This is a genomic window from Streptomyces sp. CA-210063, from assembly GCF_024612015.1.
Lineage (GTDB): Bacteria > Actinomycetota > Actinomycetes > Streptomycetales > Streptomycetaceae > Streptomyces.
Genome location: NZ_CP102512.1, coordinates 10,744,768 through 10,766,469, shown reverse-complemented (window position 1 = coordinate 10,766,469; position 21,702 = coordinate 10,744,768). Strand labels below are relative to the sequence as shown.

The window sequence follows — 21,702 nt, the reverse complement described above, 5'->3', positions numbered from 1 at the left end:
CGCCCGGGACGACTTCCGCATCGACTACGACCATCAGCAAGTCACATGCCCGCAGGGGCAGGTCAGCGCGGGCTGGCACGGCCCCTACCCGACCTCCTCGCCCACCGCGGCCCCGCTGATCGTGGCCAGGTTCGCCAAGAGCCAGTGCCGCCCTGCCCGGCCCGCGCCCAGTGCACCACCACCGCCGATAGCGCCCGCACCGTGGGATTTCCTCCACGAGAGCTCCGTGACCTGCAACTCCGTGTCCGCGCCGAGCAGCAGACGCCCGAGTGGAAGACGCGTTACGCGGTCCGCTCCGGAGTGGAGGGCACGGTCAACGAGTTCGCCCATGGCCACGGCATGCGGCGCTGCCGCTACCGAGGGCAGGGAAAGGCCCACCTCCAGCACGTCCTGACGGCCATCGCCGTCAACATCGAGCGCCTCAGCGGATTGCCACCGGCCGAGGAAGCCCCCATACCCCGCCGACCGACTGCCTTCCAGAGCTACCTTGACCAGCGCGAGTTACCTCGGCTGAAATCCTGGCGAACCCTGGGCAGTTGACCTTGTCAACCCCAAGATCCCCGACAGAGTCAAGCTCAGCTTCGAACGGAACCCCTCCACCTTGTTCTTGTCCGTCGACAACCCCAGCGCGGCGCACAGATGATGCGCCCGCATCGGATGCACCGCGTCCTGCAACACCTCGACGACGTCCCGGTACGAGCGCGGCAGCACATCCGCCTCACCCCCCGGCTCCCACTGCGGCACCAGCCGCACCCCGACCGGCGATCCCGCCCCGCTCCGGTCCACCGACACCGGGACTTCCCCCGCCGCCTCGTCCACGGACACCGTCGCCGGACAGGTCGGGGAGCCGTCCAAGGGCTATCTCGGAGCACTGGAGCGGACCGAGGGTTACAGGGCCGCAGCGGTCCCGCAGATCGGAACCTACCTCATTTGCATGGAACGGGCCGGGAACGACGACGGCGCCCTCCTGATCTGGAGAGCGCCGTGGTGGTGCGGGCGGGGCGGCGGTTCAGCCAGCTAGCCCGAGGCCCGGATCGAGGTTATCTCGCGACGTAGCCCTGCGAGTAGCCGCTGGTTCGGAAGCGGAACCGGAAGAGAACGCCGTCGTTGACGTCGCTGGCTATCACGGTCCACTGGCTCGCGGTGGTGGTGGTGTAGTTGGCCTGACAGTAGTTCAGGCTGTAGTCGCTCTTGTAGAAGCAGACCTTGATGTCACGGCTCATGTTGGTCGAAATGTTGATGTCCGCGCACTGGTTGGTCGTCTTGTAGAAGGTTGGGCTGTCCGGAAGGTAATAGTCCCCCGCGTCCTTGTTGAAGACGACACGACTTTCGTAGCAGGTGGCAGCACTGGCGGTGGGTGCCGCGCTGATCAGTCCTGCCGCGGCGATCCCGCTGGCCAGCACCAGCGCCGTGATCTTTTTGCGGATGTTCATCGGTCCCCCGTTCACCGGTTTCCTTCGAATCGTCGGCACATATCCAACCCTATTAGTCATGTACACGCCAAGTAGACCGGGCAGTGATCGCCTGATCGGCGAACCCTTTCGGCGTCAGCGGCGGACACGGCTCCCTGACGTATACACCCCTCTGCTTTCGTGTAGCGCTGAAGCCACAGCCCACACGGCCCACTGACCCAATGTGGATGAGAGCACCCCGAAGACCAGTGGAGCTTCCATCCCGGCGAAGCCAATCTGGGTCACCAGCGCCGCATTGGGAACCTATAAGTTTCCAGGATCCTGTCATTGGGGTGCAGGCTTCGCCATCTCTGATGGGGCCCGCGCCCGTACTTGCGTACGCCCTGGCGAAGCTCTCCGGTGGGCGCACGATGGGATGGTGGGCGAGGACAACGAGGACCAGGGCGACATCGCCGGACCGGTGCCGGTGCCACTGGACGCTGCGCGGGCCCGCGTGATCACGGCCGGGCTGCGAGAGGCGATGGACGATGCCCGTCGTACGGTCGCCGTCCTCGCCGCCCGGTGTCGGCGTACATGTGAACGTCCCCGCCCGCGTACGGACGAGTATGGCTAGCCTGCGAGGCTGAAGGACTGCGTCATGGTTCTCGACGGCGAGCACGCCACGGAGTGAGCCGGGGACGCTCGTCCGCACGTACCTGGGGAATTGAGCCCGTACGCCGACAGCACGTGAGCGACCGACTTGGATCAGCCGTCATCAGCCCTCGACCAGCGATGCTTGCCGAGAGTGGCTGCCAAACCGAAGCATCCAGCTCCATGAGTTCTGTCCTGTGCGAGAAGATGGTTTTCGCCCGCCTCACGCCGAGGAGTTGCTGTATGTCCGTCGGCTCCGCCCCAGAGCCCACGGCGCCCGCCCCATCGCCACCCTGGACCCGCCCCGATCGTCGGGCGGCGACTGAGTGGGCTTCACGCTGGTTCAGATAATGGTCGCCGACAGACTCGACATCACCGGCAGCAGGTGGACCGTCCCCGGCGCCGAAGCCGTCCTCACCCTCCGCACCGTCATCAGCAACGGCGCTTCCCCGACTACTGGATCTTCCACGCGCGGAAAGAGCGCGAACGGCTCCATCCTTTACCCGACCAGCACATCTACGCACTTCAAGCCTGACGCGGGAACTCACTCAGACAGAGCCGCACCCAAGTTCCTTAGAGTCAGCACAGCTTCGCGAGATTCGGCCACCAATCTGGATGAGCCCGCACGAAGGCGAGCATCGTGGGGCTGTGGAAAAGGATGAAACGGCTGTAGGACAGCCAGTCCTCGTACGATTCTGAGGCCGGGATGCGGCGCGTAGACATCAGGCCAGCCTCCAGGACATCGGCATACATGCCTGTGAGGATCAGGACACGTTCGCGCTCGCGACCGCGTCGGGGACACGGCTTGTTGTCATAGAAGTAGGCCCGCAAGCCCGGGTATTGCAGTGTCACCCTATCGACGTCGCGATCGCTCGCCATGGCATTACCGAGGACGGACGCGCCAGCGATGTCATTGCTGATCTTCGTCTGCCATGCCAGCAGCAAAACAGACGTAATCAGTGCCACCAACCCGCCGGCGGCACCCGCGCCCACCCCGGCACCCGCCCAGTCGGCCAGGAGGAAGCTGAGGCAGGCTCCGCTACTCACCACGCAGACCAGCACCGCGGTGATCATCACATACATGCGGATACTGAGCGGGATCGTTACTGCCAGCAGTATGCCCACGCCCTCGGGGGCTGTGGCCGGGGCCCTCGTGTCGTCTGCGAGCCGGGGTTACAGCTCGCTCGCCGGGCGATGCGTAGCCACTCGGGTGGCGGACATGGAGGGTGGAAGGACTCTCACCTCCATGAGTGAGGCGGCTGCCGGTCCGGCAGCCGCCTCGCTCTGCATCCCTGCGCCTGGTCAGCCGCGGATGATGTTCTGGGCCTGCGGGCCCTTCTGGCCCTGGCCGATGTCGAAGGTGACGTGCTCGCCCTCGTTCAGCTCGCGGTATCCGCTGCCCTTGATTTCGGAGTAGTGCGCGAAGACGTCCGGGCCTCCGCCGTCCTGCTCGATGAAGCCGAAGCCCTTTTCGGCGTTGAACCACTTCACGGTGCCGCTGGCCATACTGGTCGATCCTTCGTTCATGCCTGGGAACAGCCCCTTCAGCGGGGCGTGCTCCAGCTCTCTGCAATCCCAGGAGCCAACAGCCGTTCTACCCCCGGAACGCGGCGCTCACCCAGCCGGCGACACAGGGCTTCACGCATCGCAAGCTCGCCGGGCACCGACGCTTCCACGTCTGGTGGCAGACCACGCCGGCATCCCCGCCCCTTGGGCCCGAGCGATCATGCGGGTGTCGGGCCACGAGTTCGGACAGGACGTCCTCCATGGTGACGAATCCGATCACGGTGCCCTTGTCACCGGTGACAGCGGCGAGATGGGTGCCGTTGGCCCGCATCGCGGTGAGGGCGTCGTCGACCGGAGTGTCGATCTGCACGCGAGTCACGGGATGCAGGGCGGTACGGGGGAACGGCTTGTGCCGTTCAGCAACGCCGATGACGTCCTTGATGTGCAGGTAGCCCATGATCGTGCCGCCCGGGCCCAGGACGGGCATCCGGGAGTAGCCGAGGCCTGTCGCGGCCTTCTCGAGCTGTGCGGGGGTGACGCGGTGGTCGACTGTGCTCAGCCAGGCCAGCGGCACCAGGACCTCGCCGACCGGGCGGGTGCCGAGCTCCAGGGCGTCGCGCAGCCGTTCGCCGTCGGCAGGCTCAAGCAGGCCGGCCTGGCTGGAGTCGGCGACCAGGCGGGCGAGTTCGTCGTCGGTGTAGACGGCGGCGACTTCGTCCTTGGGCTCGACTTCGAGCAGGCGCAGCAGGGTGTTGGCGAAGGCGTTGATGCCGAAGATGACGGGCTTGAGCGCTCGGGTGAGCGCGACCAGCGGCGGGCCCGGGAACAGCGCGGTGGGCACCGGGGCGGCCAGGGCGATGTTCTTGGGCACCATCTCGCCGAAAAGCATGTGCAGATACGTGGCGAGCGTCAGGGCGATGACGAAGGCGATCGGATGGATGAGCCCCTCGGCCACGCCGATGGCGTGGAACGGGGGTTCCAGCAGGTGAGCGATGGCCGGCTCAGCGACGGCGCCCAGGACAAGGGAGGAGACGGTGATGCCGAGCTGGGCGGTGGCCATCATCGCCGACAGGTGCTCCACCCCCCACAAAGTGGTCCTGGCGCGCTTGCTCCCAACCTGGGCCTGGGGCTCGATCTGGCTGCGGCGTACCGAGATCAGGGCGAATTCGGCGCCGACGAAGAAGGCGTTGGTGAGCAGGGTCAAGGCGCCGATGAGCAGTTGGATGGTGGTCATCGGGCACTCTCCTGCTCGGCGCGGTCCGCCGCGGGGGCGGTGAGGATGAGGCGGTCGGCGCGGTGATGGTCGACATCGCGGACGATGATGTCCCACCCGTCGGAGTGCACGGTGTCTCCAGGCTTCGGGATGCGCTCAAGGAGGGTGGCGGTCAGGCCGGCGAGGGTTTCGTACGGGCCGTCCTCGGCACTCAGGCCGATCTCGGCGAGCTCATCGGTGCGGATGCTGCCGTCGGCCTCCCAGACATGCCGGCCGTCGTCGGTGGCGGGCTTGAGCCACCGGACCAGGTGCCGGGGCCGTGGCGGATGTAGACGATGAGCAGCCCGGATACGTCGCGGATAGTGACGCCGTACTCGTGCACCAGGTGCGGGAGGCGCTGCCGCCCTGGAGCGCACTGCGTCTACCGCCGTCTGGGCAGCCGCCCGGGCCTCGGCGAGCGCGTTCGGGTTGTCCTGGTCGTCCAGGAGTCGCAGCGCGCGGTGCAGGGCCTCGCGGGCTGCCGTACTGTCGGGGCGCGGCGGGCGGAAGGAATCGTCAAGACCTGTGGATGGTTCAGGTAAGTGCCGCCAGGAACTCCAAGAGCATGGTGTGGAGGAGTTCCGGTCGTTCGAGGTGCAGGTCGTGGCCCGTGCCGGGAACGCTCATCGCCACAGTTGTGGGCCGCTGCTGGAGCATCTTGTCGACGTCCGGCTCGGAAAGGATGCTCGACTGGGCGAGCACGACGAGGGTAGAGCAGGTGATCTGCCGCCACTCGTGGTCGAAGGAGTACTGGGCGTTTTCCGCCAGTGCGGCGACCATGACGTCCCGGTCGAAGCGCGGGTGCCAGGTGCCGTTGTGCTCTTCCAGTCCCGCTGCCCAGCCCGCGCCCACTGGTCCGCCGCCGAAGAATTCGGCCGCCGCTGCACGTGAGGGGAACGGGGTCGGCCATGAGTCGAACCAGTCGCCGATCTCCTTGGGGACGTTCGGATTCGGGCCGCCGGGACCGGCTTCGACGAGCACAAGTCCGCGCACCATTTCGGGGTGGGAGGCGGCGGTAAGCATCGCGGTGTGGCCGCCGAGCGACTGGCCGACCAGGACCGGTCGTTCCAGCCCCAGTTGCTCGGTGATGGCCACCACGTCGGCGATGTAGGCGGCGCGCGAGACATCTTCCGGATACCGCTCGCTGGCGCCGTGTCCGCGCTGATCGACCGCGACTACGCGAAACCGTTCACTCAGGCGTCTTGCCAGCACGTCCCATTCGCCTGCGTGACCGGCCAGTCCGTGCAGCAGCAGGACGGGGTGGCCCGGCCCTCCCCAGTCACGACAGACCAGCCGGACGCCGTCCCGCAGGACGAGCCGCTCGGACCCCCTCATCTCAACTCCCAACGCAGTCGCCATCCCGATCATGCCGTACGGGTCTGGCCGCGCTCGACGAGCCGGCCTCATTCGAAGAGGGCTCCGGTGACCTTTGTTCGTAGCCGGACGGTTGCGAAGGTCGACTCGACGGGGTTCGTGGTCCGCAGGTGGATCCAGTGCTCGGCGGGACAGTCGTAGAACGCCAGCAGCTCGTCTTCGTCGTCGACGATCTTCTTGACAGCCTTGGAGATCGTCCCACGGCTGCAGATCGCGCCATCAAAAACTGACGAGGAGCGTGCACTGCTCGTCAGCCCTGAACTCGCCGACGTCCTGGGCACGATCGTCTGGCGAGTGCGTGAACGGTCCGGCGCAGTCCCCCTGGTCGCGTCGTTCGACGACAGGGAGAGGCTCTGGAACCCACCCCTTCCGTTGCTGTTCCCATGGGAATCTGCTGGCCGCCGCTGGCCCGTCTCGCCAGCGAACATCCGCAAGGGCCTCAACGAGGCTCTGGCCGCCACCGGCTTCGACGAGAACGCCAAGCCGCTGCGCTTCCAGCCGCACGACTTCCGCCGGATCTTCGTCACCGACGCCATCGCCAACGGCATGCCTCCGCACATCGCCCAGGTCATCTGCGGCCACAAGGACATCAACACCACGATGGGCCACAACGCGGTCTATCCCCATGACGCGATCGAAGCCCACCGAGCCTTCATCACCCGCCGCCGGGCCCTGCGACCTGCGGAGGAATACCGGACGCCCACCGCCGAAGAGTGGGACCAGTTCCTCGGGCACTTCGAAAAACGGAAGCTCTCGATCGGCATCTGCGGACGCTCCTTCGGAACGCCCTGTATCCACGAGCATGCCTGCGTCCGCTGCTCCTTGCTCCGTCCCGAACCCACCCAGCGCCCGCGTCTGGTCGAAATCCGCGACAACCTACTCGCCCTGATCATGGAGGCCGAACGCGAGGGCTGGGTGGGCGAACTGGAAGGACTCAAAGTCAGCCTTGCCGGAGCCCAGGACAAACTCGCCCAGCTGAGCGCCGAACAGGCCCGCCGCGGCACCGCCGTGGACCTCGGCATCCCGGTCGTCCGGGACGTCGCCGACGAGTCGGCCGACCAACTCGCCAAGTGGACGGCAGTATCGACGGCTGCGGCAGGTACGGCGTCATGAGCCTGACGGGCCAACCACTGGGGAAGCGCCCGCCTCGGCGACGGTGTTGCAGGGCAGGAAGACCCTCCGGTTCAGCTCAGGGTCTGGGCTGCATACAGGGTGCCGAGGGCAGTGGCGAGGGTGCCGAGGAGGAGGCGTAGAGCGCGTTCGGGCAGGCGGGGTTGGAGGCGGGCGCCGAGGTAGCCGCCGATCAGGCCGCCGATGCCGCAGGCGAGTCCGAGGCACCAGTCGGGGGCGACGTCTCCGGGGCTGACGAGGGACAGCAGGGCGTAGGTTGCGGCGCCGGCGAGGGACGTGGCGAAGGTGGCGGCGAGCGCGGCCGGGGCGACGCGGGCGACGGGCAGGCCGCGGCCGACGAGGATCGGGCCGAGGAGGGAGCCGCCGCCGATGCCGTAGATGCCGCCGACTACGCCGACCGCCAGGGCAAGGCCGGTCAGGGTACGCGGGGGCAACTCGCTGGCCGATGGCCGGTGACGGGACGGGGCGAGGGTGCGCAGACACAGCCACAGGCCGAGCGGGAGCAGCAGGGCGGCGATCAGGAGGCGGAAGACTCCGGGGCCGGGGAGGGCGAAGACGCGGAGGGCAGCGCCGAGGACGACGCCGGGCAGCGTGCCCAGCACCAGGCGCCGGGCGAGGCCGCCGCGCAGGGCGCCGTCGTGCCGGTAGCGCCACAGGGCGCCGGGTCCTGCGGCGACGTTGAAGAGCAGATTGGTTGGGGTGACTGACGGGTTGGGCACGCCGAAGACGCTCAGCTGGATGGGGAGGAGGAACACTGCGCCGGACACGCCGACCGGTGCGGTCACGGTCGCGATCAGTAGCCCGGCGACCAGTCCTCCTGCCACCGTCCAGTCCACCGTCGCCCCCTGCCCGTTGTTCGCCTGGCCAGTATCAACGCCTCGGAGGACAGTGAGATGACCTGCAACGAGATGTTCACGATCGGCCAGGCGGGGTGCGGTGCCCTCGCCCGACCGTCGCGGTCACCGGACGGGTAGGCCCGGTGGGAGTTGCGGTCATGGGACCGGCAACGTCTAGAGCTGCGCCGGTGGTCGGCTGGCCCCAGGGGGTTTGCCGATGACGCGGTACATGCCGATCGAGTCGTGGGTGGCGGTGTCGGCGAAGCCGAACTTCTCGTAGAGGAAGCGGGCCGGGCCGTCGGCGATCAGTGAGACGTAGGCGGTAGCGGGCGCCCGGCGTTCCAGTTCTTCGGTGAGTGCGGCCATGAGGCGCTTGCCGAGCCCGCGGCCTTGGTGGGCGGGATTGACGCACATGTCGACGATCTGGAAGGTGGTGCCGCCGTCCCCGATGATGCGGCCCATGCCGATGGGCTCCCCTTCGTGGTGGAGGACCACCCCGTGCCACGTGTTGGGCAAGGCGAGCGTGACCGCTTCGGGGTCCTTGTCGGAGAGGCCGGCGTCGGTGCGCAGGCGGCGGAAGACCTCAACGGAGGGCACACCGACGCTCAACTCGTACGGATTGTTCAAGCTGTCCACTTCCGATCGTGCGTCGTTGCGGTGGCGGTGGCGGTGGCGGTCTACCGTGGTGCTCGGCTGGTGGGTCAGTGGCCGGTTTCAGCGTGGTCGCCGTGGTCGCTGAGCTGTGCTTCGAACCAGTCGTGCAGGGCGTCGACCAAGGCGGGTTCGTCGGTGGTGTACGTCAGGGTGGCTCCGTCGGTCCGCTCCTTGTATCGGACTTCGATGCGCTCGTAGCCCTCCTCCAGTGTGGCCAGTCCCGGCATGCTGTCGCCGTGGATCTGGGCGGGGTCGCCGAAGTCGCCCTGCCCGAATGCTTTGGCCTCCTGCTTCAGGTGGGTGCGGATGAGGGCGACCTGCTTGCCGTCGTCGGGCTGGTCGGCGACGACGTCCTGTACGCCGCCTGTGTCGGTCGGGGTGAAGTGGTGGGTGGTCTCTTCGAGGTCGAAGGGCATCACGGTCCGGCCACGTTCGGCGACCGCTTCCTGCCGGTCGGTCCGCCCCTCGCCGCCGTCCTTTTGGGGGCCGCCGATCCAGAAGGCTGCGCTCACTGCCGCGCCAATGCAGGCCGTGGTGATGCCGGCCGTCAGCAGCCGACGCTTTCCGATGTTCATCCTGTGCCTCCGTGAGCATTTCGAGGGCGTGTGGCGAGCCCGCGCCGTTGTGGGTGGGATCGCTGCGATGCGGTGGCCGGGGCGTAGCGCAGTCCTTCGGCTTCGCCTGCGCGGCCCGCCCCTTTCGGCCCTGAGGTATGTGGCCTGGGCTTACTGCTGCTTGGCGGGGATCAGCCACCAGACGATGACGGCGGAGACTGCGGCCAGGCCGGTGGCGACGAGGAACGCGTCGTCGAAGCCGGAGGCGCTCTGGGCACCGGTGCGGGCGGCGATGCTCGTAGCGGCGGCGCTGGAGACGGCCGCCGCGCCGGCGGAGGCGCCGAACTCGTGGAAGGTACTCACGATGCCCGACACGACCCCGGCCTCGTGGGCGGCGACGCTGGCGAGGGCGGTGGCGGAGGCGACCACGAACAGGCCGCCCAGTCCCGCCGCAGCCACGCTCACGCCGGTGACCATCGCGGCCGTTCCGGACCACAGCACCGGCACGAGGAACCCGGCGGCCGCCACAGCCAGCGAGATCACCGCCAACAGCCGGGCTCCGAGAACGCCGATCACACGGCCGGCGGCTGCGGCGGCGGCCATGGTCAGCAACGCCACCGGCAGGAACAGCACACCGGTCGTCAGCGCCCCGTGGCCTTGAAGGTTCTGCAGGTAGAAGGAGCCGAGGAAGAAGGCCCCCACCATCAGCGCCGTCGTGACGGCGATAACGAAGGTGCCCGCCACCACCGGCCGCCGGGTGAGCAACCGCAGGTCCATCAGCGGCGCCGCCGCCCGGCGCTGCCAGAGGGCGAAGGCCGCGTAGCCGGCTGCCGCGGCGAAGGCCAGGGCCACGGTGACCAGGTCGAGCCAGCCGTGGTCACCGGCACGGATCAGGGCGTAGATGAGGGCGCCGGTCGCGGCGGCGACCAGGACGGCGCCGGGTATGTCCAGGGTGCCAGTGGCCGCGCGGGGCAGGGTCGGCAGGATCCGGGCGAGTGAGACGAGGACGGCCAGGCCAACGGGAACGTTGACGAAGAAGACCCAGGCCCAGCCCGGCCCTGCCGTGATCAGCCCGCCCAGCAGCACACCGAGGGCGGCGCCCCCGCCGCCGAGCGCCGACCAGATGCCCAGCGCGCGGTTGCGTTCGTCGCCGTCGAACAGCCGCACCACCACCGACAGTGCGGCGGGCGAGAGCATCGCGGCGCCCGCGCCCTGGGCGATGCGGGAGGCGAGCAGCAGCGGGGCGCCGGTGGCCAGTCCGGCGGCCAGGGAGGCGGCGGTGAACACGGCGAGCCCGGCCAGGACGACCGGCTTGGGGCCGAAGAGGTCTGCGGCCCGGCCGCCGAGCAGCATCAGACTCCCGAACGTGAGGGCGTAGCCGCTCACCACCCAGGTCAAAGCCGCGCGGTCCAGGTCCAGTTCGGCGCCCATGTCCGGCAGGGCGATCGCGACGACGGTGATGTCGAGGATCAGCATCAGCTGGGCCAGCCCCAGCAGTCCCAAGGCCGTCCAGCGCAGCGGACGCGGTGCATCCGGTGCGCGGGTGGTGGTTTCCGAGTCGCTCATGGCGCTTGCCCCTCATCAGTAAGTCGTACAGAGCTGTTCACGTTATACGCCCTGGGGGTATAAGCCAAACAGTGCTGTACGACTTACCGGGGTAGAGTGGGCGCCATGGGCAGCAAGAACTCCGCGACCGCCAAACGCGCCGATGCGCTACGCAGCATCGAGGCGATCGTGCAGGCCGCCGCCGAATGCCTCGGGCGCAACCCGGAGGCGAGCCTCAGTGAGATCGCGCGGGCCGCAGGCGTGGGCCGGGTGACGCTGTATGGCCACTTCGCCTCACGGGCGGAGGTCGTCGACGCGGCGATGAGCCGCGCTCTCGACCGGGGCAACGAAGTCCTGGACATGATCGATATGACCGGTGACCCACGGCTCGCCCTGTCCCGGTACATCGACGCCGGCTGGCACCTGGTGGACCAGGCACAGGCGCTGCTCACCGCCGCACAACGGGAGCTGTCCGCTGGACGCATCCTCGAACTGCATGCCGGGCCCGCAGCCCGAGTCGAGGCACTCGTCGCCCGCGGCCGCGCCGAGGGGGTCTTCCGTACGGACCTGCCGATCGCCTGGATGGTCAACGTCTTGCACGCGGTCATGCATAGCGCAGCAGAAGAGATCCGCGCCGACCGGCTCACCTCCGACCGCGCCGCCGACCACATCACCGCCACAGTTCTCGCCGCCTTCACACCCCCGGGCAAACCAGTACCTGAAACCAGCGGCGGATCATAACGGCGACAGCATTGACGTCTTCCACCGTGATCAGGCGGTGATGAGCGGCGTCGCCCGCCCAACGGACACAGAATGGACCTTGTGCACCGTCAGGTGTACGACTCGAGTGCTGGTTCAGAGAAGGTCGGTGTACAGCTTCGTCGTCAGCTGGAGGCCACAGCCTCCGAGCAGCAGTCCGCACCAAAACGTGTCGTCCGTGACGGCGGCGAAAGGCATCCAGCTCGATCGCCTCCAACGGCAGCATCAGCGGATCCTCCGAATCCGAACCTCCCCGAACCGCCGTCTGAATCTGCCGTCTTCACCCTGCACGAAACCCCACCTTTCGCCCCAACTCATCGCGCCACCAACGACGTTGGCATCACAGACGGTCGGCGACGGCGGGCCGCGGGATCGAGGGCGAGGACAAGCCCGAGGACCCCGAAACAGCTACTGGAAGGACTCCAGGCTCCATGACCACCAGGCCGAGAGCCGGCGTGGCCGGAGGCGATCCCCGCCCGGTTCGGGATCAGGGTTTCCAGGTGCGCAGGAAGGAGGCGATCCGGTCGGCGGTACAGCGGGGGTTGCTCAGCTCGTAGGCGAGTGCGGTGAGCTGTTCGCGGGTGGGGTTGACGGGGATGTTGCTGGCCTCGAGATACATGACGGCGACGGCACAGGCAACGGTGAGGTTGGAGCGCTCCAGCCACCGGCAGCGGCCCAGGGTGTGTACCAGGGCGGCGGCGCGGGCGAAGGCTCCGCCGTAGACGGGAGTGTCGAGGAGTTCGCCACGGTGGCGGGCGACGGCGGCGATGGGCACACCGTAGTCGTCGGCGGCCGGATCGCGGTGCCCGGCCCGCTCCGCCACTTCGAGGATCCAGGATTCGTCGACGTGCAGGATCACGCGGCAGCGCCCGGCTGCTGCTGGGCGTACGGGGCGTCGAGCTGCTGCTCCAGGTCGTCGAGGAATGTGCCGTGCTCATCGATGAGCCGCTGGGCGGCCGCCATGCCGGCGGCGCGGGCGCCGGTGGTGTCCTCGATGATGAGCCGTTCCACGTACTTGTTGAAGTCCAGCGAACGGGAGCGCGCGGCGGCTTTGCCGGCCTCCAGTACGTCCTCGTCCAGCCGGACCTGCGTCTGCTTCCTCGTGGTCACACCTCATGGTAGCAGGGTGGTAGCAGGGGTGGGCCGTGCCCGGGAGTGGCCGTTGCCGGTGCCTGGTCACTCGTGGCGGAAACCGCGGGCGGGGTTTCGGGCCTGCTCAGGATCGAAAGTGTCGAACCAGTCCTACGTCGCGAGGGTGACCATGCCGAGCACCTGGGTGACCTGACTGCCACTGTCCTCGATGCCGTCGGCTGCCGCTGCCCAGGCTGCCGGCGCCCGGCATGCTCCTCAGCAGCGCACGCCGTTCCGTTTCGCCTCGTCATACAGGGCGTACGTCAGTTTGGGGTTCATTCCCAGGGCCACGAGGCGCAGCGGTTTGCCGCGATCGCGTCGCCAGAGTTCGAGCCGGTGGAAGCTGAAGACGAGGGACTGGGCGCTGAGGCCGTCCAGCTCCCTCACGTTGCGCCACGACACGCAGTCCTGCACACGGCCGAACCAGTTGGTGACGACCACGCCGTCCGTGTAGAGGTAGCACCTCCTGAGCCCCAGCCGGGCTGTCAGACGGCGCCACGCCAGCAGGTATCCGATCAGGCCGACCAGCACGGCCGACATGGCGGCGCCCCTGGTGAGCATGTCCGGGGGCCTGTCGACGAGCAGGACGATGACTATGGCGATGTAAAACGCCATGATCCCCCGCCGCGCGAGCTGCGCGAAGAAGCCCGAGAGTCCGGCCACGGGGTAACTCCCACGTCTTTCCCCGAGATCGAGCTCGTCCACTTTCTGAAACATGACCCATCGCCTTCCTTGGAACAGACGCATGATTTCCAGCCGGTGGATGCGTGATCCCCTCATCCCCTCATCCCCGTGTCCGTGCGACGAGTTGGGCGAGGAGGCGGGCCCGGGGCACCATCCACGCGACCTCCACGTGCTCGGTGTCCGCGTGCGCGCCACCACCCACGGCGCCCAGGCCGTCGAGGGTCGGACACCCCGCCGCCGCGGTGTGGTTGCCGTCCGAGGCACCGCCGACGGCGATGCCGCGCGGTGGTTCCTGGCCCAGTTCGGTGGCGAGCCGGGAGGCCAGGGTGAACAGTTCGGCGGAGGACTCCGGTTCCATGGGCGGCCGTTGTCGGCCGCCCAGGACCTCCAGCCGGGCTCCTGGCAGCCGGGCGGTGAGTGCGTGCATGAGCTCGTCGATCCGGTCCTGCGCCACGGCGGTCGGTACACGTACGTCCACCGACAACCGGGCCAGCGCGGGCACCGTGTTGCGTGAACTGCCGGCCGACAACAGGGTGGGTGTGACGGTCACGCCGCTCGGCAGGGAACCGGCACCGCCATCGGCCGCGAAGGTCACGACGGTTTCCGTCGACGCCCCGAGCTCCGCGATCGACAGCACCTGGTGCGCGGCCTCGACCGCCGCGTTGACCCCCTTCTGCGGTTCAAGACCCGCGTGCGCGGACCTGCCGTGCACCACGACCTCGTACCGCGAAGTGCCCTTGCGGGCGGTCTTGAGCGCACCCCGCTCATCCGCGGCCGCCTCCAGGACGAAGGCGGCCGCGCACCCCCGGGCGGACTCCTCGATCAGCTGCCGGGAGGTCGGGGAGCCCACTTCCTCGTCCCCGTTGACCAGGACGCCCACCCCCTCCAAAGAGGGCAGCGAGGCCAGCGCGTGGAACATCTGCACCAGCCCGGCCTTCATGTCCAGGACCCCGGGGCCCCGGGCGATCCCGTCGGCCACCGACCAGGGATGGGTCCGCAGCGAGCCCATGGGCCACACCGTGTCGTGGTGTCCCACCAGCAGCACCCGAGGGCTGCCGAAGGCCCACCGCAGATGGGTCACGCCGTCGATCATGATGCTCTCCGGCTCGGCCCCCAAGAGCCGCGCGCCGAGGGCGCCGACCACCTCCGCGCTGCGTGCCACCGCGGCGTGGTCGGCCGAGAAGGACTCGCAGAGAACGAGTTCCTCCAGATCGGCCAGCATCGACGGCAAGGGCATGAGTCTCGTCGGCAACAGCACACTTCCCCCTCGGATTTCGTGAGCCATGGGAGCGGCGGCGTTCGCTCCCTCTTGCCGGGCGCCGCCATGCGATCGACGTTAGAAGCGGACGTGGCATTCCACCAGCGACTAGATTGCATGGGATCAATGCGCCACAGGAATGTCTCTAGCAGGGTGAGGAGGACGGCTGTGTTCGAAACCGACGCGCTGAGGCTGCTCGTGGCCGTGGCCGAGACCGGCTCGTTCACGAAGGCGGCGGTCCGGCTCAACTACACGCAGTCCGCGGTGTCCCGCCGCATCGCCGCGCTGGAACAGCAGGCGGGCGGGCCACTGTTCGAACGGCTCCCCCGGGGCGTACGGCTCAATCCCGCCGGCCGGACCCTGCACCGGCACGCCCTGGACGTGCTGGAGCGGCTGGCGAGAGCGGAGCGGGAGCTGGCCGTGCTGCACGCGGGGCACGGCGGGCTGCTGCACGTGGGTGCGTTCGGTACCGCGAACGTCTCGCTGATGCCCGCCGCCTTGCGGGCGCTGCAGGAGGTCCGGCCGGAAGTCGAGGTCATCGCGGTCGAGGGCCCGACCGACACGTTGATGCGGCGCCTCGCGGACGGCACGCTGGACCTCGCCGTGGTCAGCGACTATCCGTACGGTCTGCCGTCGGCCGACGGTGTCACGACGACCGAGCTGTTCGAGGACGAACTACTCGTCGCCCTCCCGCGCGAACATCCCCTGGCAGGCTCCGGCGGCCCGGTCGACCTGTGTGAACTGCGTGACGAGGCCTGGCTCCAGAACGCATACGGCGACCGGCCCACCATGCTCGCCGACGCCTGCGCCCGTGCCGGCTTCACCCCCAGGAAGGTCATCAGGATCGCCGAGTGGACCGGGAAGTTCGGCTACGTGGCCGCCGGTCTGGGAGTCGCGATGGTCCCCTCGCTGGCCGCCCGCGCCGTCCCCGACGAACTCGTCCTGTGCCGCCTCGCCGACCCGGCCCTGCGCCGGACCGTACACGTGGCCCTGCCCACCACCCCCCTACCGGCGGCGCTGACACTTCGGGACCTGCTCCGCGCAACCGTATGACGACATGCGACATGTGACATGCGACATGGACGTGGGACGAGGGATGTGACGGCTCACGGGCTTTCACCGGCCGGGCGCCCATCGGAGTGTCCCGGGAGGGCCGGAGTACGGCCCTCCCGGAGGGGCTGGGGAGTAGAGATGGCCAAGCGGTGACGACCACGGGGTGGCGGTCAGGGGGCCGGGACCATCCCCGGAGGCGCGGGGAGCACACGTTCGACCAGGCTGAGGTACCCGTGTATGCGGGACCATCCCCGCGAGAGCGGGGATGGTCCGTTTGCAGGGCCCCACCACCGCGACGGCGGGTGTTCCCCGCACCCGCGGGGATAGTTCCTTCGCATGGGCGCGGCCGCCAGGACGGCGACATCGTCCGGCAGCCTGCCCCACACCCACCGCGCCAGGAACCAGACCGAACTCGCCGCCGAAACCCGAAGGTTCTTCCACTGCCGACAACGCCAACCCCACGTCGTCACCGGCTACTTCAAAGCCCCGCACGTCCGCTACATCCTCGACGAGTGAAAGCGCATAACGAGATCAAGGCGAGCGCTCGGCTCGTGCTCTGGACATTCGCCTGGGCGGCGACCCTTGCCCTGGCCAAGTTCGGCCCGCAACTCCTATGGGATCCGCCACAGCGGGTGGCGGGCTGGGCCGCCGTTGCCGTCAATCTCGCCGTCGGCATCGGCTGGATCGTCGCCTTCACGCGCTTTCTCCGCGCGCTCGATGAGCTGCAACGGAAGATCATGCAGGATGCGCTGGCGGTCACCCTCGGCGTGGGGTGGATCCTCGGATTCGCCTATGTCGTTACGGACGACGCCAGCCTCGTCGCCCGCGACGTCGACATCGCCGTCCTCCCCGCGCTCATGGGAGTCGTCTTTGTGGTCGCCTTCGTCGTCGGCAAGATCCGATACCGATGAAGAACCGCATCACGGACCTTCGCGCTGAACGGGGCTGGACGCAGGCCGACCTGGCTCAGCGTACGGGCGTGTCCAGGCAAACGATCAACTCCATCGAGACAGGGAAGTTCGACCCAAGCCTTCCTCTCGCCTTCCGCCTCGCCAAGCTCTTCGACCTGAAGATCGAAGAGCTCTTCCTCCACGAATGAACTCAATGCGTTTCTGATCAATATGTGAATGTGAAACAGGCACGAAGGAATTGGTGGTGCGGCCGGGCGGGTGATTGGAACGTCCGCGCCGGGCTGGCTACCGCGTCCAGGTAGGCGTATCTGCGAGGATCGACCCGCCGGGAGGAGGCCGAAGCTATGACGAGCGATGCCGGGCACGGACAGGCACCGGCCCCGGATGACCTGCGGACGACCGCCAAGGGCTGGCAGGGCGTCCAACTGGCCGTCCTCGGCTTCGTCGGCCTATGTGGGGTACTCAAGGACAGCGGCCCGGCGGGAGTCCCGTGGGGCATCCAGGCAGTGGCCGGGGTGCTGGCGCTGAGCGCCCTGGCCGTCGCCTGCTGCGCCATCTTCCTCGTCGGCCTCGCTGCCTGGCCCCTGTACCGGACCGCGGCCCGCCCTACCGACCCCCAGCGAACGAGCCGTGCCCTGCGCACTGGAATCGCCCTGACTTTCACTGCCGTCGCACTGCTCGCCCTGTCGGCAGCCACTTCCTGGTGGCCCGTGAAAGCGGATAAGGCTGAGAGCACGGGCAGCGCGACGCGGAGTCTCGTCCGCGTCAGCACCGAGGCCGGCACCATCTGCGGACCTCTGAGCGAGAGCGACTACGGGTTTTTGACCCTCAAGGCGGACGACCGCACCGTCACCATGGCGCTCACTGAGGTCACGGACCTGCAACCCGTGTCGTCCTGTGCGTGACAGGGGATAGCAAACAGTCCAGTGCTCGCCGGCCTCGGGGGTTCGCAGCTTCGGTCGGGTCCACCCGAGAGTCTGTTTCATCAGCCGGAAGGTGTGCTCCAGGTCGAATCTCCGTAGGCATGCCTGCCAGCGCACGTCGACGTCCTCGCTGTTCAGGCCGGTGGCGGATGATCAGAGCCAGAGCGGGAGCGGGTCTCCGCCGCCGGGCAGGCGGTCGACCTGGAGGCGGATCAGCGTGCCTTCGATGATGGGGAGTTCGCCGGTGTGGTCGATCCACGCGGAGCGGGTGGTCAGGCGGGGGTGGATGCGGTCCCAGGCCATCGCTCGGGCGGTTCCGTACCGGTCGGTGACCTGCGTCGTGGTCGCGTCCGGCTCGCCCCAGGTCTCCGGCTTGGCGAAGCGGAACTCCTTGCCGTGCTTCGGCGATCGCCCGCCCTGGGGGTAGGACAGGGCGTACTCCTTGAGTGAGGGCGTCGGCCGTCGCATGACGCGGTCGGAGCGCATCCGTCCCAGCACCTCGATCGAGAGGCCATCGAGGAGGTGAGCCATGCGCGGGGCGTCGTAGCCGGCGTCGAAGACGATGAGGATGTCGCGGTCGCCGAAGTGCCAGCGGCCCATCTCGATCAGGTCCGTGACCACACGGCGGACCTGGGCGGCGGTCACTTCGGCGACGTCGTCTTCGGGTCCGAGACGGACGGCGTCCAGCAGCTGGCACCAGGACGTCCGGCCTGATTCGAGGGCGGCGACGAAGGAGTACGGCCAGCCGGGCACGCACTGGTCCGAGGAGCGTCCGCTGCGGCCGTAGACGTGACAGAACAGACGCTCCGCGCTGGTCGGGGCGGAGCCAGTTGCTGACGTCGACCGCCAGGACCAGGCGCCCGTCGGCGGCCCGCGGCATCGGCAGACCGGCCAGCACTGTCGACGGTCGTGCAATTCCCCGCGAATCGCGCTTTCGTGTCGGCGTAATTCCCCACCCCCGCGGTCACGAGTCCCCATGAGGACGGTGACCGTGGCAGTGCGCGATCGAACGCGTACTCGGTTGTGACTCCCAGGTAGCGACGCCCCCGGCTGGGATGGGCTGCGTCGACCAGGCCGCGAGCCTACGGGGAAGGAAATGCAGGTGCCGGCTTCCGGGCCGCGCAGGCAGGATCTCAGTATGTCGACCGACGTCAGTGGAATGATCGAATGCCGTCCGGGAGCCCGGCTGTGGGGGCCCGACGACGAGGACTCCGTGTGGCAAGCCGCCATCGACCTGTTCCTGCTCAACAGGGGCAACGCCTACGACGGCCTCGCTTGCCTCTTCGGAATCCGCAATTCCTTTGGCTTCCGCCCCCTGGCTGAGGGCCGCGGCTTCCCGGACGACGCGTCGGATGGGCTGCGTGGTGATTTCGCTGCACACGGCGGTCCCGGCGACGTACACGGAACCACATGGCTGACCTGGGCTGAGCTGGCCGACGCCGACTGGCAGGAGACAGACGCCTCTGGCACACGAAGCCGCGCCTCGGCCGCAGGCTCCGGCAGCGACTGGGGTCGGGTCTGGAGCGTCATGCGCATACTCGGCGAAGTCCATGGCGCGGAGAACGTACGACTCGTCGTCTGGTTCTACTGACCCAGCGCCACAGTTTTCCTGTTTCGAGCAGTTTGGACTTTAGATAGCTATTCCTTGCGAATCGGTCTGGTTCCCCCTGGGCATGCCAGTGCCGGGTTGAGGGTCCTGGCCATCTCGGTGCCGCAGGCGTCCCTCGACCTGCGAGCCGAGAGGCCGACGGACACACCGGATGGCAAGGAGAACCTTCACCGTGGTCGACATCGTCGAGATCTACGTCCACTGGTACGCGGGCCGGTCGAAGAGCCAGGTGGCCACTTCGCTGGGAGTGGACCGCAAGACGATCAGGAAGTACCTGGCGCCGGCGGAGGCGGCCGGGATGACCCCGGGCGGGCCGCCCATGAGCGAGGCGGACTGGGCCAAGCTGATCAAGAGCTGGTTCCCGGAGCTTGCCAGCCGGAGGCTGAACCAGCTGACCTGGCCGGAAATCGAGCAGCACCGCGACTACATCAAGCAGTTGCTGGAGACCACCACGGTCACCACGATCCACCAGCGGCTGCGGGACGAGCGGAAGCTGAAGGCATCGCTCACGTCGCTGCGGCGGTGGGTGCACGAGAACCTTCCCGAGGAGGCGGCCCGGTCGAAGGTGACGGTGCTGCGCGAGGAGGTCGAGCCGGGCTCGGAGGCCCAGATCGACTACGGCTTCCTGGGGCAGTGGATCAACCCCAGGACCGGCAAGCGGCACCGGATCTGGGCATTCGTGATGGTGCTGCCCTGCTCGCGGCACATGTTCGTTCGCCCCGTGACACATATGGACCAGCACGCCTGGACCCTGGCCCACGTGGACGCGTTCCGCTACTTCGGCGGTTATGTGGGTGACAACTCTTCCGCGACATCGTGTTCCCGGCCAGGATGGTCGCTCCCGTCGAGGAGCTCGGATGGCCTGGCAGCCCCAGTTGGTACGACGCGTCGACGCCGCGGGGAACCCTGCGGCATCGCTCGGGCACGCCCTGGTCGACGACTACTTGGAGTTCGTGGCGGCACGCTGTCGGCCGAACACGTTGCTGGCCACCGCCTACGACCTGAAGGTCTTCTTCTCGGTGGTGCCCAAGGAGCCGGCCGACATCGTCCCTGCGGACGTCTTCGCGTTCATCACCGCTCAGAAGAAGCCGCGGCGAGGCCCGAAGGTCGTCCGGCTCGAAGACGGTGAGGCGGGGCTCTCGGCCCGAACCATCAAGCGCCGGCTCGCCAGTCGCTCACCGGGCAGGGCAGGGTATGAACACCGATCACAAGGTCCGCTGGGGCGCTCGTGCTCTGCTCGCCGCAGTGCCCGACCTGACGGGCTTCCGTCGCCTGCCGCTGGAGTGCCAGCTCGCCTTCAACCATGAGACCCACCGGTTCATCAGCTGGCTCTCGGTGACGGGCCGGATGCAGCCGGGGGCGGACTATCTAGGGCCTGTGTGAGGTCGTGATCAATTTCGGGTTCTGGTCCCGTGCGGGGGCAGAACCTGGTAGAACGCTGGGTGTGACACGCAGGCAACTCACCGACGAGCAATGGGAGTTCATCGAGCCGTACCTCCCTATAGGCGAGTACGGTCCGTACCCCGAACGGCTGCGGGAGCAGTTCGAGGGGGTGATCTGGCGGTTCCGGTCCAGCGCCCAGTGGCGCGAGATGCCCTCCGAGTTCGGACCGTGGCCGACGGTCTACGGGCGCTTTCGCGTCTGGCGGGACGCCGGGGTCTTCTCCGCTCTTCTGGAAGGCGTGATCGCGGAGGCCGCCCGCCGGGGACAGACGGACTTGTCCCTGGTCAGCGTGGACTCCACCACTGCCCGCGCCCATCACGACGCCGCCGGGATGCGTATCGGCAAGGAGGTCATGGACGCCCTTGAAGAAGCTGCCGCCGAGCAGGAGCGGGCCCGGCAAAAGGGGGCGGCACGCCAGAACAGATCGGACAGGACGGCAGGGACGGCCCCGAGCGGGAAGAGCGGCGGCGTGTCAGGCGGCGGCGCAAGCTCCGCTTGAACCAAGCCCTGCTCGGCAGGTCCCGTGGTGGGCTGACGAGCAAGGTTCATCTCGCCGCGGACCGCAAGTGCCGTCCGCTGTCGCTCGTCCTGACCGCAGGACAGGCCGCCGACAGCCCGCAGTTCGTCCCCGTGTTGCAGAAGGTGCGGGTCCGTCTGCCTGTCGGCCGCCCCCGGACCCGGCCCGACGCTGTCGCCGCGGACAAAGCCTACTCGTCCCGCGCTATCCGCTCTTACCTGCGCAAACGCAACATCAAGGCCGTCATCCCGGAGAAGAAGGACCAGGCCGCCAACCGGAAGAAGAAGGGAAGCCGGGGCGGCCGCCCCACATGCCACGACGGCGATCTTTACAAGGAGCGGAACACCGTCGAGCGGCTCATCAACAAGTTGAAGGCATGGCGAGGCGTCGCGACTCGATACGACAAGTCGCCCGAGAGCTACCTCGCCGGCCTCCACCTCCGTGCCTCGATGATCTGGATCAACGACCTCCTGAAGGCTGACTGATCACAACGTCACACAGGCCCTAGTCGCCCGGCGCC

Annotated in this window: 26 protein-coding genes and 4 pseudogenes; 13 read left to right on the top strand and 17 right to left on the bottom strand. The window is 68.3% G+C overall.

Going from position 1 to position 21,702, the window contains the following annotated elements:
* Window positions 1-45: 45 nt before the first annotated feature.
* The gene (locus tag JIX56_RS47120) at window positions 46-540 is read left to right on the top strand and encodes a transposase (protein WP_257550570.1); all 495 of its coding nucleotides are present in this window, start codon (window positions 46-48) and stop codon (window positions 538-540) included.
* Here the strand turns inward: JIX56_RS47120 and JIX56_RS47115 are convergent.
* Window positions 502-819, bottom strand: a complete 318-nt coding sequence (locus tag JIX56_RS47115) for a hypothetical protein (RefSeq protein WP_257551592.1) — start codon at window positions 817-819, stop codon at window positions 502-504. The genes JIX56_RS47120 and JIX56_RS47115 overlap by 39 nt on opposite strands.
* A 221-nt stretch (window positions 820-1,040) precedes the next feature.
* Window positions 1,041-1,433, bottom strand: coding sequence for a hypothetical protein (locus JIX56_RS47110; protein WP_257550568.1), 393 nt, complete (start codon window positions 1,431-1,433; stop codon window positions 1,041-1,043).
* A gap of 959 nt (window positions 1,434-2,392) precedes the next feature.
* On the opposite strand from JIX56_RS47110, the pseudogene JIX56_RS48285 reads away from it, so the two are divergent.
* Window positions 2,393-2,577, top strand: a pseudogene (locus JIX56_RS48285) (ISKra4 family transposase); the annotation flags it as partial.
* A gap of 44 nt (window positions 2,578-2,621) precedes the next feature.
* Here JIX56_RS48285 and JIX56_RS47105 read toward each other — a convergent pair.
* From JIX56_RS47105 to JIX56_RS47080, 6 genes and pseudogenes are all read right to left on the bottom strand, one after another.
* Complete coding sequence (locus JIX56_RS47105; RefSeq protein ID WP_257550566.1) at window positions 2,622-3,167, bottom strand: hypothetical protein; 546 nt, start codon at window positions 3,165-3,167, stop codon at window positions 2,622-2,624.
* Between the two features lie 177 nt (window positions 3,168-3,344).
* Window positions 3,345-3,548, bottom strand: a complete 204-nt coding sequence (locus tag JIX56_RS47100) for a cold-shock protein (protein WP_257550565.1) — start codon at window positions 3,546-3,548, stop codon at window positions 3,345-3,347.
* Window positions 3,549-3,636: 88 nt separating this feature from the next.
* Window positions 3,637-4,782, bottom strand: a complete 1,146-nt coding sequence (locus JIX56_RS47095) for a hemolysin family protein (protein ID WP_257550564.1) — start codon at window positions 4,780-4,782, stop codon at window positions 3,637-3,639.
* Window positions 4,779-5,177, bottom strand: coding sequence for a transporter associated domain-containing protein (locus tag JIX56_RS47090; protein ID WP_443032009.1), 399 nt, complete (start codon window positions 5,175-5,177; stop codon window positions 4,779-4,781). Before JIX56_RS47090 ends, JIX56_RS47095 begins: the two co-directional genes overlap by 4 nt.
* A gap of 157 nt (window positions 5,178-5,334) precedes the next feature.
* Window positions 5,335-6,135, bottom strand: a complete 801-nt coding sequence (locus tag JIX56_RS47085) for an alpha/beta fold hydrolase (RefSeq protein ID WP_257550562.1) — start codon at window positions 6,133-6,135, stop codon at window positions 5,335-5,337.
* Window positions 6,136-6,221: 86 nt separating this feature from the next.
* A pseudogene (locus JIX56_RS47080) lies at window positions 6,222-6,362 on the bottom strand (transposase); the annotation flags it as partial.
* Between JIX56_RS47080 and JIX56_RS47075 the strand changes: the two are divergent.
* Window positions 6,352-7,287, top strand: coding sequence for a site-specific integrase (locus tag JIX56_RS47075; RefSeq protein WP_257550560.1), 936 nt, complete (start codon window positions 6,352-6,354; stop codon window positions 7,285-7,287). The pseudogene JIX56_RS47080 and the gene JIX56_RS47075 sit on opposite strands and share 11 nt — an antisense overlap.
* 71 nt (window positions 7,288-7,358) lie before the next feature.
* Here JIX56_RS47075 and JIX56_RS47070 read toward each other — a convergent pair whose 3' ends face one another.
* The 4 genes from JIX56_RS47070 to JIX56_RS47055 form a co-directional block, all read right to left on the bottom strand.
* On the bottom strand, window positions 7,359-8,141 hold the full coding sequence (locus JIX56_RS47070) for a sulfite exporter TauE/SafE family protein (protein WP_257550558.1): 783 nt from the start codon (window positions 8,139-8,141) through the stop codon (window positions 7,359-7,361).
* A 174-nt stretch (window positions 8,142-8,315) separates the two neighbouring features.
* On the bottom strand, window positions 8,316-8,777 hold the full coding sequence (locus JIX56_RS47065; RefSeq protein ID WP_257550556.1) for a GNAT family N-acetyltransferase: 462 nt from the start codon (window positions 8,775-8,777) through the stop codon (window positions 8,316-8,318).
* A 65-nt stretch (window positions 8,778-8,842) separates the two neighbouring features.
* Window positions 8,843-9,370, bottom strand: a complete 528-nt coding sequence (locus JIX56_RS47060; RefSeq protein ID WP_257550554.1) for an aspartate carbamoyltransferase — start codon at window positions 9,368-9,370, stop codon at window positions 8,843-8,845.
* Window positions 9,371-9,520: 150 nt separating this feature from the next.
* Window positions 9,521-10,915, bottom strand: coding sequence for an MFS transporter (locus tag JIX56_RS47055; protein WP_257550552.1), 1,395 nt, complete (start codon window positions 10,913-10,915; stop codon window positions 9,521-9,523).
* Between the two features lie 105 nt (window positions 10,916-11,020).
* On the opposite strand from JIX56_RS47055, the gene JIX56_RS47050 reads away from it, so the two are divergent.
* Complete coding sequence (locus JIX56_RS47050; protein WP_257550551.1) at window positions 11,021-11,635, top strand: TetR/AcrR family transcriptional regulator; 615 nt, start codon at window positions 11,021-11,023, stop codon at window positions 11,633-11,635.
* A 505-nt stretch (window positions 11,636-12,140) separates the two neighbouring features.
* On the opposite strand, the gene JIX56_RS47045 is transcribed toward JIX56_RS47050, so the two are convergent.
* The 4 genes from JIX56_RS47045 to JIX56_RS47030 form a co-directional block, all read right to left on the bottom strand.
* A complete protein-coding gene (locus JIX56_RS47045; RefSeq protein WP_257550549.1) occupies window positions 12,141-12,512 on the bottom strand; it encodes a fic family toxin-antitoxin system, toxin component in 372 nt (123 codons plus the stop codon).
* Window positions 12,509-12,763 carry a hypothetical protein gene (locus JIX56_RS47040; protein WP_257550547.1) on the bottom strand — a complete coding sequence of 85 codons (255 nt, stop codon included), beginning with the start codon at window positions 12,761-12,763 and terminating at the stop codon, window positions 12,509-12,511. Before JIX56_RS47040 ends, JIX56_RS47045 begins: the two co-directional genes overlap by 4 nt.
* Window positions 12,764-13,000: 237 nt before the next feature.
* Window positions 13,001-13,447: a hypothetical protein gene (locus JIX56_RS47035; protein WP_257550545.1), complete on the bottom strand. Its 447-nt coding sequence runs from the start codon at window positions 13,445-13,447 to the stop codon at window positions 13,001-13,003.
* A gap of 121 nt (window positions 13,448-13,568) precedes the next feature.
* Window positions 13,569-14,690, bottom strand: a complete 1,122-nt coding sequence (locus JIX56_RS47030; protein WP_257551530.1) for a M20/M25/M40 family metallo-hydrolase — start codon at window positions 14,688-14,690, stop codon at window positions 13,569-13,571.
* A gap of 204 nt (window positions 14,691-14,894) precedes the next feature.
* Here JIX56_RS47030 and JIX56_RS47025 point away from each other — a divergent pair, with 204 nt between their 5' ends.
* The 5 genes from JIX56_RS47025 (at window position 14,895) to JIX56_RS47005 (ending at window position 17,595) form a co-directional block, all read left to right on the top strand.
* Window positions 14,895-15,779: a LysR family transcriptional regulator gene (locus JIX56_RS47025; protein WP_257550543.1), complete on the top strand. Its 885-nt coding sequence runs from the start codon at window positions 14,895-14,897 to the stop codon at window positions 15,777-15,779.
* Between the two features lie 336 nt (window positions 15,780-16,115).
* Window positions 16,116-16,295: a hypothetical protein gene (locus JIX56_RS47020; protein ID WP_257550541.1), complete on the top strand. Its 180-nt coding sequence runs from the start codon at window positions 16,116-16,118 to the stop codon at window positions 16,293-16,295.
* On the top strand, window positions 16,292-16,690 hold the full coding sequence (locus tag JIX56_RS47015) for a hypothetical protein (protein ID WP_257550540.1): 399 nt from the start codon (window positions 16,292-16,294) through the stop codon (window positions 16,688-16,690). Before JIX56_RS47020 ends, JIX56_RS47015 begins: the two co-directional genes overlap by 4 nt.
* The gene (locus JIX56_RS47010; protein WP_257550538.1) at window positions 16,687-16,878 is read left to right on the top strand and encodes a helix-turn-helix transcriptional regulator; all 192 of its coding nucleotides are present in this window, start codon (window positions 16,687-16,689) and stop codon (window positions 16,876-16,878) included. Before JIX56_RS47015 ends, JIX56_RS47010 begins: the two co-directional genes overlap by 4 nt.
* 156 nt (window positions 16,879-17,034) lie before the next feature.
* A complete protein-coding gene (locus JIX56_RS47005; RefSeq protein ID WP_257551590.1) occupies window positions 17,035-17,595 on the top strand; it encodes a hypothetical protein in 561 nt (186 codons plus the stop codon).
* Here the strand turns inward: JIX56_RS47005 and JIX56_RS47000 are convergent.
* Window positions 17,497-18,517, bottom strand: a pseudogene (locus JIX56_RS47000) (transposase); the annotation flags it as partial. The gene JIX56_RS47005 and the pseudogene JIX56_RS47000 sit on opposite strands and share 99 nt — an antisense overlap.
* A 234-nt stretch (window positions 18,518-18,751) precedes the next feature.
* Here JIX56_RS47000 and JIX56_RS46995 point away from each other — a divergent pair.
* The 4 genes and pseudogenes from JIX56_RS46995 to JIX56_RS46980 all read left to right on the top strand — a co-directional run bounded on the left by JIX56_RS46995 (window position 18,752) and on the right by JIX56_RS46980 (window position 21,667).
* A complete protein-coding gene (locus JIX56_RS46995; RefSeq protein ID WP_257550537.1) occupies window positions 18,752-19,204 on the top strand; it encodes a hypothetical protein in 453 nt (150 codons plus the stop codon).
* Between the two features lie 190 nt (window positions 19,205-19,394).
* Window positions 19,395-20,351, top strand: coding sequence for a hypothetical protein (locus JIX56_RS46990; RefSeq protein ID WP_257550535.1), 957 nt, complete (start codon window positions 19,395-19,397; stop codon window positions 20,349-20,351).
* Between the two features lie 65 nt (window positions 20,352-20,416).
* Window positions 20,417-20,605, top strand: coding sequence for a hypothetical protein (locus tag JIX56_RS46985; protein ID WP_257550533.1), 189 nt, complete (start codon window positions 20,417-20,419; stop codon window positions 20,603-20,605).
* A gap of 61 nt (window positions 20,606-20,666) precedes the next feature.
* Window positions 20,667-21,667 (top strand): annotated as a pseudogene (locus JIX56_RS46980) (IS5 family transposase).
* Window positions 21,668-21,702: the final 35 nt, after the last annotated feature.